This window comes from Sorangium sp. So ce295, assembly GCF_051527405.1.
GTDB lineage: Bacteria > Myxococcota_A > Polyangia > Polyangiales > Polyangiaceae > Sorangium > Sorangium cellulosum_B.
Genome location: NZ_CP150324.1, coordinates 8,175,863 through 8,186,715, shown reverse-complemented (window position 1 = coordinate 8,186,715; position 10,853 = coordinate 8,175,863). Strand labels below are relative to the sequence as shown.

Annotated in this window: 10 protein-coding genes; 1 reads left to right on the top strand and 9 read right to left on the bottom strand. The window is 73.8% G+C overall.

Going from position 1 to position 10,853, the window contains the following annotated elements:
• Nucleotides 1–136: 136 nt before the first annotated feature.
• From WMF11_RS30850 to WMF11_RS30835, 4 genes are read right to left on the bottom strand one after another with little or no spacing between them, the layout of a single operon-like run.
• Nucleotides 137–736, bottom strand: a complete 600-nt coding sequence (locus WMF11_RS30850; RefSeq protein WP_437973272.1) for a hypothetical protein — start codon at nt 734–736, stop codon at nt 137–139.
• A gap of 58 nt (nt 737–794) precedes the next feature.
• Entirely contained in the window at nt 795–1,871 is a 1,077-nt protein-coding gene (locus WMF11_RS30845) for a hypothetical protein (protein ID WP_437973271.1), read from the bottom strand.
• Complete coding sequence (locus WMF11_RS30840) at nt 1,868–3,409, bottom strand: FecR domain-containing protein (protein WP_437973270.1); 1,542 nt, start codon at nt 3,407–3,409, stop codon at nt 1,868–1,870. The genes WMF11_RS30845 and WMF11_RS30840 overlap by 4 nt, the downstream gene beginning before the upstream one ends.
• On the bottom strand, nt 3,385–4,032 hold the full coding sequence (locus WMF11_RS30835) for an RNA polymerase sigma factor (RefSeq protein WP_437973269.1): 648 nt from the start codon (nt 4,030–4,032) through the stop codon (nt 3,385–3,387). The genes WMF11_RS30840 and WMF11_RS30835 overlap by 25 nt, the downstream gene beginning before the upstream one ends.
• Nucleotides 4,033–4,200: 168 nt before the next feature.
• On the opposite strand from WMF11_RS30835, the gene WMF11_RS30830 reads away from it, so the two are divergent.
• A complete protein-coding gene (locus WMF11_RS30830) occupies nt 4,201–6,438 on the top strand; it encodes a DUF3160 domain-containing protein (protein WP_437973268.1) in 2,238 nt (745 codons plus the stop codon).
• Nucleotides 6,439–6,628: 190 nt separating this feature from the next.
• On the opposite strand, the gene WMF11_RS30825 is transcribed toward WMF11_RS30830, so the two are convergent.
• From WMF11_RS30825 to WMF11_RS30805, 5 genes are all read right to left on the bottom strand, one after another.
• Nucleotides 6,629–6,985 carry a hypothetical protein gene (locus WMF11_RS30825; protein WP_437973267.1) on the bottom strand — a complete coding sequence of 119 codons (357 nt, stop codon included), beginning with the start codon at nt 6,983–6,985 and terminating at the stop codon, nt 6,629–6,631.
• A gap of 179 nt (nt 6,986–7,164) precedes the next feature.
• Nucleotides 7,165–8,091: a hypothetical protein gene (locus WMF11_RS30820; RefSeq protein WP_437973266.1), complete on the bottom strand. Its 927-nt coding sequence runs from the start codon at nt 8,089–8,091 to the stop codon at nt 7,165–7,167.
• A gap of 150 nt (nt 8,092–8,241) precedes the next feature.
• Nucleotides 8,242–9,096 (bottom strand): hypothetical protein, encoded by an 855-nt coding sequence (locus tag WMF11_RS30815; RefSeq protein WP_437973265.1) that lies wholly within the window; start codon nt 9,094–9,096, stop codon nt 8,242–8,244.
• Nucleotides 9,093–9,725, bottom strand: coding sequence for an RNA polymerase sigma factor (locus WMF11_RS30810; protein WP_437973264.1), 633 nt, complete (start codon nt 9,723–9,725; stop codon nt 9,093–9,095). The genes WMF11_RS30815 and WMF11_RS30810 overlap by 4 nt, the downstream gene beginning before the upstream one ends.
• Nucleotides 9,726–9,765: 40 nt before the next feature.
• Nucleotides 9,766–10,830 carry a hypothetical protein gene (locus tag WMF11_RS30805; RefSeq protein WP_437973263.1) on the bottom strand — a complete coding sequence of 355 codons (1,065 nt, stop codon included), beginning with the start codon at nt 10,828–10,830 and terminating at the stop codon, nt 9,766–9,768.
• Nucleotides 10,831–10,853 lie beyond the last annotated feature (23 nt).

The following is a 10,853-nucleotide window of genomic DNA, read 5'->3' as shown; positions in this document are numbered from 1 at the left end:
CGCGCCGGCTCGCCTGCGATGACGAGGGGGAAGAGCGGGAATTCGCCGAGAATCCCCCGACGCCTGCCGCGCGGGCACGCTGCGCTGTTTCCGTTTCCACCGGCGCCCGGCGGCCAGCCGTCGTGCGACCGCGGCGCTATGTCCCGCAGCGCTGGACCGTGTAATCGCCGTCGACCGGCCAGTTCTCGTCGCCCGCGCCGCGCACCTTCACGAACAGCGAGGTCTCGTCGCTGCTGACGATCTCGAGCGTGCCCTGATGGCCGGGGCCCGAGCCGCCCGCGCCACCGCAACCGGAGAAGACCACAGTTTTGGAGAAGGGGATGTGCATGGCGGAGAGATCGATGAGACCTGGCTCGTTGAGCTCGGGCGGAATCATCAGGATGAATTGCCAGGTACCTGCCTTGTCACAGTCGACGCCGGCCTCGAGATCGAGCACGGGCTGGGCGCACTGCTCGACAGCGTTGCTGAAGTACAGGACGAGCGCGTCCGGGGCCTCCCAGGGCGGTGGACTGCTCGTGAAGTAGACGGAGCCGGGGACCACATCGCTGCCTCGCAGCGCGATGGCGTGGACGGCCGAGGTGCCGTCGTCCTCGTCGTCCACATCCTCATCGGCGTCGGGCACGCCGGGGTCCGAGGGGCCATCCCAACCCCCATTTTGAATGGGATTGAAGACGATCTCCTCACATCCGCTGTTCATCACCGCCATCGCTCCGAGGACCATCATCCATCGTTTCATTCGAACGACCTCCAGGCCAGGCTCCAGAGGTGAAGTCCTTCCGGCGCGTGACGGCGGCTCATAAAAACAGATCGATCTCGATGCCGGCTGAAGAGAGGATGAACGGTTTGCCCCAGGTGGCTGTCTCTCGCTCGACGAACCGGACGGAGACACCCTCGACGAGCACGCTGGCGACGGCGTCGGCGCGCAGCCGGAACGTGGGGGTCAGGGTGAAGGAGAGGCCGGCGCCCGCGAAGGGGCTGGCGGTCACCGCGGCGGATGCGCTCGAGCGGAAGCCTTTGCTGGCCACCCCCGTGCTCCAGAGCAGCACGGCAGAGAAGCCGAGATCCGCCGAGGCCGCCCACGGGCTGTCGCGCGGGGCCAGCTGGAAGCGAGCGCCTCCACCGGCGAGCAGGACGGAGAGCTCGGCGGTGCCTTGCGATCGCTCGATCTGGTGGGAGCTCACCGGAATCGCGGCGAACGCGATCGCGCCTACGTTCTCGCTCGGCAGCCAGGAGAGGCCGACGTCGATGCTGACCGCCGCGCCGAAGCCGCCTGGGCTCAGCAGCACACCGGGAGCGAGCGCGAGGCGGAGCGCCGGCGACGGACTCTGGGCCGGCGCGGGCAGCGTGTCCGGCGCGCGGACCCGCAGCTTCTCGCGGATCTCGGGCGTCGCGGGCACCTCTCCGGGCGGGGGCGCGGGCAGGCCGGCCTCGAGGAGGCTGGCGCGCAGGAGCTCGACGGCGCGGAGCGCGAGCGCCGCGTCGCGGTCGGGCGTGCCGTCGTCGTCCGCCATCTCGCGGAGGACGGTCTTGCCGGTCACCCGATCGGCGATCCAGATCTCGACGCCGCGCTCGGAGGGGACGGCGCGGATCGCGGCGATGGCGCCCACCTCCAGCGCCGAGGCCTCGAGGGACGCGCGCGACGCCGGCTCGGCCGCGGGGTCGAGGCGCTCCGCCCGGAAGCCCAGCGACTCGATCTCGGCCACGATCCGCAGGCCGAAGCGATCGCCCGGGGCGCAGAGGACAGCGATGGTCGAGGCGGCCTCGGTCCGGGTCTCGCCGGCGCGCGCGCCCTCCGCGAGCGCGGCCCCTGCCGCGAGCGTGGCCCCGGCGAGGAAGGCGAGGAAGAGGGGCGTCGCGGCGCGGCGCCTCACGGCGAGGGAGGCTCGGCGGCAGGGCCCGGCGCGCCGGGCGAGCCTCCGGGGGGAACGGGCGTGGCAGGAGAGCCTCCGGGGGGGACCGCCTTCGATCCACGCGCGAGCACGTGCTTCGCGTACCCCGCGTGCGAGCCGCTCGGATGAGCGGCGAGGTACTGCTCGGCCGCCCTTCGGGCGCCCGCCTCGTCGCCCCGCCTGTCCTCCGCCTCGACGAGGCGCCCCGCGGCATCGGCGGCGAACGCGCCCGCCGGCTGCTCGCGCAGGTACCGGGCGAACCAGCGCGCGGCGGCCGCGTGGTCCTTGCTCTGGTCCTGGGCGATCCTCCCCAGCATGAACGCCGCCGACGCGGCCTCGGGCGAGCTGGGGAACCGGGCGCGGAGGGAGGCGAAGGCCTGGGCGGCGCGCGCCGGGCTCCCGCCGAGCCGGGCCGCGTCGCCGAGCGCGTGCAGATCGCTCGCGCCCGCGGCGTCGCAGAGCGCGTCGAAGCCCTCGCCCTCCGCGGCGGCCAGGGCGTCCCTGTACCTGGCCTCGAGGGCCAGGGCGCGCCACGACGGCGTCTCTCGGTGCGCGGGCAGGGGAGAGACCGAGCCCTCGCCGCCTGCTTGCCCTTGCAGCGCGGCCGCCCTGGCGCCCGGTGCGCGGGCGGTCGCCGGCGGCCCGCTCGTCGAGGTCGCAGCCGCGCCCGGAGCGGCTTCGCTCGGGGCAGGCGCGCCTGGAGCGGCTTCGCTCGGGGCAGGCGCGCCTGGATGGGCCGCGCTCGTGGCAGCCGCGCCGGGCGGGGTCGCCGTCGATGGGGGGCCGGCGGCAGCGTCGATCGCGCCGACCTCGAGGGTGTTCGTCGCAGGCGAGATCGTGAGCCGCTCGCCGGCGCGGACGGCGCGCGAATCGCCCACGACCGGCCCGGAGACCGTGATCGCCCCCTCGTGCAGCGCGACAACGAGCTGCTCGGTCACCGGGTCCCACCGGATCTCGAAGCGCGTCCCGATCACGTGGACCTGGAACGGCCCGACCCGCACCGTCCAGCGCGCGCCCTCGCGGTGGACGACCGAGAGATCGAGCGCGCCTCGCTCGAGGGAGAGCTCCGCGCCGTCTGCGCCCACCGAGGCGACGCGGGCGCGCCCCCCCGGCGCGAGGCGGAGCAGCGAGCCGTCGGAGAACCGGATCGGCAGCTCCGCCGTGGCCGGCGCGGCGATCCACGCGCCGACGACCCCTGGCTCGGCCGCCCCGAGCGCGAAGCGCATCGGAGCGCGGGGGCGCGCCACGAGCGCGATCGCGAGCGCGGCGGCGAGCAGGGCCACCGCCGCCAGCGAGGCGGCGAGCCGCACAGCGAACGGCCTTCCAGGCCTCGTCCGCCGCCAGGAAGACTCACGGCGGGGCCGCTCTCCGCGCCCGGCCGGCTCCGCATCGGGCACCGGCGCCGCCGCGAGCAGCCGCGCCCGCCCGCGCTCGCGATCGAGCCGCGCCGCCGGCATCCGGTCCTGAAGCTCGGCCACGCGCCGCCCCAGGGTGGTCAGCGGGCGCTCGGATTGCCCCACCGGGTACCTCCATCGAGCCACGCCTCGAGCGCGGGCTGCTTGCGCGCTTCGGCCTCGAAGCGGGCGCCGGCGCGGGAGAGCCGCCGCTTGATCGTCGCGAGCGAGGTGTCGCACGCCGCGGCGACCTCGGTGAGCTCCATGCCGTCGATGAACCGGAGAGCGAAGGCGATCCGCTCGTCCACCGGGAGCGCGTCGAGGACCGCATAGGTCGCGCGCAAGGCGTCCAGCACGTCGCCCGACGCCGCGCCGGACTCGACCTCGGGCAGCTCCTCGCTCGGCAGGAACCAGAGCCAGCTGCGCCGCTTCCTGCGGGTGATCGACGAGCGCGCCACGTGCACCGCGATCATCGTGAGCCAGCCCTTGAGCGCGCTCGGGTCCTCGAGGCCCGGCAGCGAGCCGAGCGCGCGGACGAAGACGTCGTGGTGCAGGTCGGCCAGGTCGTGGCTGAAGCCGAGGAGCCGGTAGAGCACCCGGTGGACGTGATCCGCGAACCGGTCGTAGAGGGCGGCGCGCGCCCCGGGGTCGCCCCGCCGGAACGCGTGCACGAGGGCCGCGTCGTCGCCCGCGAAGGCCTGCTTCGGGGCGGGCGGCGGCGGTCGGACGAGCTTCAACGGGCGGGTCAAGCGAGGTTCCTCTGCTGAAGTCCCCCGAGGGGAGGCCCACGGCTCACGGGGTCGCACGATCGTCCCCGGAGGCAGGACGACCCCGCATCGCGCGCCATCGGCACCACCTTTGCTTTCAGGGCCGTCGCGCCCCGGGCTCTCAGGGGCACGCTTCGAAAGGGGAGCACGATGCGCAACCTGCTTCTTCGCCTTCACGTCATCCCGATACTCGTCGCCCTCGCCGCCGGCTGTTCGGGCGAGGGGAGCCAGCCCCCGCCCGGCGCCGACGGCACCCAGCTGCCGTCCACGGAGCTAGGGCCCGAGCAGCAGGCGGAGCTCACCGCGCTGCTCGCCGAGCGGGATGCCTCGGCGAGCATGAGCGCCGAGGATTTCGCCTCGCGGTACCCCGTCCCCTTCGCGTCGGGCCTGTCCTATGCGCCGGCGGACGCCGCGGGCCTCTCGCTCCTCCAGGGCACCGCGCTCGCGCTCGACGAGGACGAGCTCGCGAAGCTCTCCGCGAACGGCTTCGTCATTTCGAGCAAGAAGTCCTTCCCGACCTTCGTCTATGGCTACGAGAGCATCTACTCGCTCGACCTGCCGCTCTACGTGTCCGCGGACTCGGTGCTGTTCGCGGTCCACCGCTCGTACGACGCGATCCTGAAGGCGGTGGAGCTGGCCTCGCTCGCGCCCGAGCTCGGGACGATGCTGAAGCAGATGCGCGCGCGGCTCGCCTCGGGCGCCGGAGCGGAGCTCGGCGCCGAGGCGCGCGCGGACGCGGATCTCTTCACGGCCGTCGCGCTCGCGCTGCTCGACGGCGCGCCCGTCGCCCCCGTCGCGGGCGCCAGCGCCGCGGCGATCGACGAGCTCGTCGCGGGCGCCGAGGCCCACCAGGGCATGAAGGAGGTCCGCCTCTTCGGCTCGGACCGGCTCATGGACTTCTCGCAGTTCGAGCCCCGCGGCCACTACGTCGACGAGATGCACCCCGAGCTCGAGCGCTACTTCCGCGGCATGATGTGGCTCGGCCGCGTCGATTTCCGCTTCCTCGAGACCCAGCAGGATGGCACCCAGCGCTTCCAGCGGCGGCACCTCGAGGGCGCGTACGTGCTGCGCGCCCTGGCCGACGCGGAGACCGTCGCCCGCTACAAGCGCATCGACGACGCGATCCAGGCCTTCGTCGGCGAGAGCGACTATATGACCCTGCCGGAGCTCGACGACCTGCTCGCCGACCTCGGCCTCAGCGACGCCGCCGGCCTCGCCGGCGTCCCGGACGCGCGGATCGCCGACGTCATCGTGAAGGAGGGCCACGGGACGCAGCGGATCTCGAGCCACATCATGATCAACGGGCTCGGCAAGGGCACGATGCCCCTCTCGTCGAGCTTCGCGCTGCTCGGCCAGCGGTACGTCGTCGACTCCCACGTCTTCTCGAACGTGGTCTTCGACCGGGTGAAGGGCGGCGCCGTCAAGCGCATGATGCCGGACCCGCTCGACGTGGGCTTCGCCGCGCTCGGGAACGATCAGGCAGGCCAGCTGCTCGCGCCGGAGCTCGGGAAGTTCCCCTACGCGCCGGACCTGCACATGATGCGCGTGCTCGTCGACGCGCACCCCGGGGATTTCTGGGGCAAGAACCTTTACAATCGCTGGCTCGGCGCGCTGCGGGAGCTGTCGCCGGCGCGGGCGATCGGCGACGGCGAGGGGCTGCCCGGGGTGGCGAAGACCGAGGCGTGGGGCCGGCGCCTGCTGAGCACCCAGCTCGCCTCCTGGGCCGAGCTCCGCCATGACACGCTGCTCTACGCCAAGCAGTCGTACACGGGCGGGGACACGTGCGAGTTCCCGGACGCGTACGTCGACCCGTACCCGGCGTTCTTCACGCGCATCGCCGAGCTGGCCGAGCACGGCGTCGAGATCGTCGGCGCGCTCGATCTGTCGAGCGCGCCGCAGCTCGGGCAGAGGGTGTCGGCGTACTTCTCGCAGCTCCACGACGTCGCGCGGACGCTCGGCGAGATGGCCGCGAACGAGCGCGCCGGTCTGCCCCTCACCCAGGAGCACCTCGATTTCATCAACCAGGCCGTGAAGGTTCAGGTGCAAGGGTGCGGTGGGCCCTCGGTCGAGGGGTGGTACATGCAGCTCTTCTTCGACCAGATGAAGAGCCTGGAGCGGGATCCGACGATCGCCGACGTGCACACCCAGCCGACCGAGGACGGAGCGCCGGTCGGCCGCGTGCTGCACGTCGGCACCGGCCTGCCGCGGCTCATGGTCGTGACGGCGGACCCCTGCGGCGGCGCGCCCCGCGCGTTCGTGGGGCTCGCCTCGTCGTACTTCGAGGCCGTCACAGAGGGCTTCGAGCGGATGGACGACCGGCAGTGGGCCACCATGGTCCTGGGAACGACCCCCGACGTGCCCTGGATGACGGACCTCGTCTCCCGCTGATCCGCTGATCCGGCGGCGCAGCGCTCGGCGCTGGCCGTCCCGTGAACTCGTGCCGAATTGTGTCGACTTGCGCCGGACCGACGCTGCTGCGCGCCAGCGGGATCATGGTGACCGATCGATCCCGTCAGCCGCCGGAACACACCGCTGTCGAGGCGCTCGGGACCGCGGTGACACGCACCGGGGCAGCGCGTCAGCGCGGCGTCCAGGTGCCATTCGTCGCTTCGCAGAGCGGCTTGACGATATCGGCCGTGAGGAGCTCTGTTGCATAATGGTACGTCGTCATGGTCTCGCCGTCGCCGGTGAGGACGCAGGTGCCGAGCACGTCGTCGGTAGAGCATCGATCGACGAGCTCGGCCTCGAGGTTTGACCTGTCCGTGCACTCGCTTTCGTGCTTGTCCGGGTCGTCGGTCTCGAGCTCGGCGCAGCTACGGACCGTCACGCCGCCCGGGGTGCTACCGGTGAACTCGCAGGCCACCCAGCGCGCGGCCGGAGCCTCCCCGCCACATCCCACGATGAGCACGAACACGACGATGAGAACGTTGCGCATGGCCAATCCTCCTCGATGAGCGCTCGAAGGAGCGCGAAACGATGACAATCACTGCTGTGTCCCCGAGCTCCTCCAGAGGTCGACCCAGGAGACACGAGCGCGATGGCGGGGCGGGCAACGACAGGCCCTGCCGGTTCGACTCCTCGCTGTTCGCGTGTGGCTTCAGCCCGTCTGTGGCTCTAGAACTTGCCCGAGACCGTGAGACCCATGTTGCCGCCGGGTCCTGAAGGCGCGACCTGCAGGCCGGCCCTGCGCAGGTCCCGCTGGTAGGACTGCGCTGGATGTTCGGGATCGAACATGGCGGCGAGCGACCACACGGAGGCGAGGAGACCGGACGTCAAGCTCAACATCCGCCTCTCTGCTGGCAGATCGCCGTTCCACGCGGGCGCGGTAGCGGCGACCCCGCCGAGCGCGACCGGGAGGTAGATGGCCCAGCTCGGGATCGCAGGCGCGGTGGCCAGGAGATCCCGCTCGATGCTCGCGATCTGCGCGCCTGACAGCCGCGCGCGCCATTCGGGCGTCGCCACCAGCGCATGGTCGGCGCGGAGGCGGGAAGCAGGAGTGTAGTCGGACAGCGCCAGGTTCAGCCCGGAGAGCAAGCCGGACACGTAATATCCCGACGACAGCGCGATCGGCGTCGCCCTCGCGAGGCCGCTGTCCGTGAAGAGCGCGAGCCCGAGCCAGAAGCTGCCTTGTGAGAGCTGCGCGGCGGCCCCCAGCGTGTCGCGCCGGTACGCCTCCGGCGCGGCGAGCGCGGCGATGCCTCCCGCGAGCAACGTCGCGGAGCCGGCGGTCCAGGCGAGGAAGCGAGGCTCGGCCGGGGCCACGGTCAGGCTCAAGGCGAGGCTCGCCCCGCCGATACCGCTGAAGAGGACGGGCACCGCTTTCCCGGCGGAGTGCAGCCTGATCACGTCATGGAGGTGCGTCGCAAGGAGCGCGGCGCGCTCGCGTCGCTGGACGATGTCTTCCCGACGCTCGGTCTCGTCCCACGCCGGGGCGACCGCCTCCTGCGCCGCGGCGCTCCCCGGCAGCGAGAGGCGCGCCATCGCCGCTCCCACCAGGACCGCCTTCCGCGCGTGGCGCTTGCTCCATGACGACCAGACCATACGAGACCTCTCTGTTGAACACTCTTGCGCTGACAGCGCTCGAACCCTTCGACGAACCGGACACGACAGGCACGCTCTCCGGCGCCCTCGAAAGCACGTTTGCGCAAGCGGGCGAGCAGGCCGCGCGAGGCGCGCGTGCGCGCCGCTCGATCAAGGCTCCTTCGCCGCGCCGAGGAGTGCGCGCACGCCCGAGGCATGCGCGCTCGTCGGGCGCGAGGCGAGGAAGCGCTGGCCCAGCTCGGCCGCACGGGCCCGATCGCCGAGCCGGATCAGCGCCTCGATGCGGAGCACGGTGGCCTCCTCTCCCATCGCGCTCCGAGGAAACTTGCTGTCGTGGGCGTCGAGCGCCGCGAGGCACCCCGCCGCGTCGCCGGCGGCGAGCGCGTCGCGCGCGCGATCGATCATGGCGACCTGCTCGCCGAGCGCGTCGATGGCGGCCTGCTCGCCGAGCGCGTCGCTCGGCGCGCCGCGAGCGGATCCCGCGCGCGGCGCGGCGCTCTTCGGGCGCGGCGGGCTCGCGGCGGCGGCGGGCGCTTGGAGCGGCGGGGCGCTCGCCTGGAGCGGCGTTTGCGTCACGGGCCCGGAGGGAGGCGGCGCGGGCGCGACCGGCGCCGCGCTCGCCGCCGGCGGCTCGACGGCGGTGGGCGGCGTGAGCGTGGCCTGCGGCTCGCTCGACGGTGCCGCCGCGGAGGGAGGCGCCGACGGCCGGAGGAGCGCGACGCCCGCGCCGAGGAGGCCGACGCCGATCACCGCCCCGAGGCCCCACTTCGCGAGCGCCAGCAGCTTGCCGGCGCCCGCCTTCGGCGCGGGCGCGGCGGACGGAGCGGGCGCGGCGGTTGTCTCCCCTGTGGCCCCGCCCCCTGCGGCCCCGTCCGCGGCGAGCCCGGCGATGGCGAGCGCGCGCGCGCGCGCCGACGAGGACGGAGACTCCTGCTTCCACGAGCGGAGCAGCGCGCGCTCGAACTCGGTCGCCTCCTCGTCTCGAAGCGGCTTCGGATCGGTCATCGCTCGCCTCCCCGGTGCAGCGCCCTCGCCTGGACGCGCCTCGCGATCACGCGAAAGTCCTCTCGCGCGCGGCGGAGGCGGGAAGCGACGGTGCCCTTCGCGAGGCCGAGCATCGCGGCGATCTCCTCGGTCGGGACGCCCTCGAGCTCGAAGAGGACGAAGACGACGCGGAGGTCCTCCTCCATCGCGTCGAGCACGTCGTCGAGCAGCGCCCGCGCCTGCTTCATCTCGATGAGCTGCTCCGGGTTCGGCGCGTCGTCGGCCGCGGCTGCCATCGCGCCGTCGTCGCAGAGCTCGCGCCGCCGCGCGCCGGCGCGGCGCGCGTTCGCCGCGACCCCCAGCGCCGTCCCGAAGAGGAAGGAGCGCTCGCGATCGGGCGCGATCTCGGCGAGCTTCTGGTAGGCGATCAGGAAGACGTGCTGCGCGGCGTCGTCGGCCGAGCCGGCGGGCACGCCGAGCCCGCGCAACGAGCGCCAGATGAAGTCGAAATGCGCCTCGACCAGCGCGCGGTAGCGCTCCGCGGAGGGCGACGGCGCGCGCTGCACGGCGCGCTCCGCGGGCGCCGTCCTGGCCGCGTCGCGCACCACCTCCGCGCGGGCAGGATGTCGGGATCGAGTCGCGCTGATCATCGTCTCCTGCCGCTGCTATGTTCGGAGGCGAGCCCCGGGATCACGGAATCGTCAACCCGAGCCCGAGCGCCGCGACGCTCTCGATCGGCGGCGGGCGGGCGCCGGCGTCGGCGCCGTCGGGGAAGAAGCCGTCGCGCAGCAGCGGCACGCGTACCCCGGCGTCGGCGTCGAGCACGAACGGGCCCCAGAGCGGCAGCCGCGCGCGCACCGGCAGGCCGAGCGCCAGCCATCCGCGCGTCACGCTGCGCGCGGGGGCGACGCCTCGGCGGCTCGCCGAGACGAGGCCGCCCTCGACGCGCGCGCAGGGGGAAAGGCGCAGGACGCCGAGCGACGCGCCGAGCGGGCACGCGTCGACGGCGAGGGCCGCCCGCAGAAACGATGCAGACCCACCCGCCACGGGGACGTCGGAGGACACCTCGAGGTCCGCGTCGAAGCGCGCCGGGCCGACGCCGCGGGTCGTGATGGCGAGGGGAGGCTCCGCGGAGATGCGCGCGCCGAAGGAGGGGAGGCCGATCATCTGGCCGACGAGGAGCTGCGCGCCGAGCACCAGGTGCGTCGTGGCGTCGGGCTCCGGCGCCGGCGGCCGCGCCCGCGCGTTACCGGCCGGCGGGGCGCCAGCGGGCGGGGCGCTGGCAGGCGGGGCGCCAGCGGGCGGCGCACCGACCGGCGGAGGCGGCGCGGCGACGGCGCTCGGGGACGCGGAAGCCGCGGGTGTGGCGGCCGTCACGGGGGCGTCCCCGGCCTGGGCATCGACGGCGAGCGCGGTCACGACCGCGAGCGCGGCGACGACATCGTCGCAGGTATCCCCCGCGACATCGCGGTCGGACGCCGTCCCGTCGGCCGCGCGGACGCCGAGGCGCCCGATGAAGCGGCGATCGCGCTGCTCGATGATCACGACGTACGCGCTCGCTGCGTCCGTCTCCGCGATGTTCCGCCGGAGGCGCGCGCCGACGCGCGCACGAAACTCCGCCTCTGCCGGGCATCCAGCCTCCGCGCGGTACTCGATACGCAAGGGCGCCGCGGTCGGATGGGCGTGCGCGACCGCGCTGCCGCCGAGCGCCGCGGAGATCACGAAGAGCGGCGCTGCCGAGGAGCGTGACCTCACCGTGGGGCCACTGTGGCGTCCCG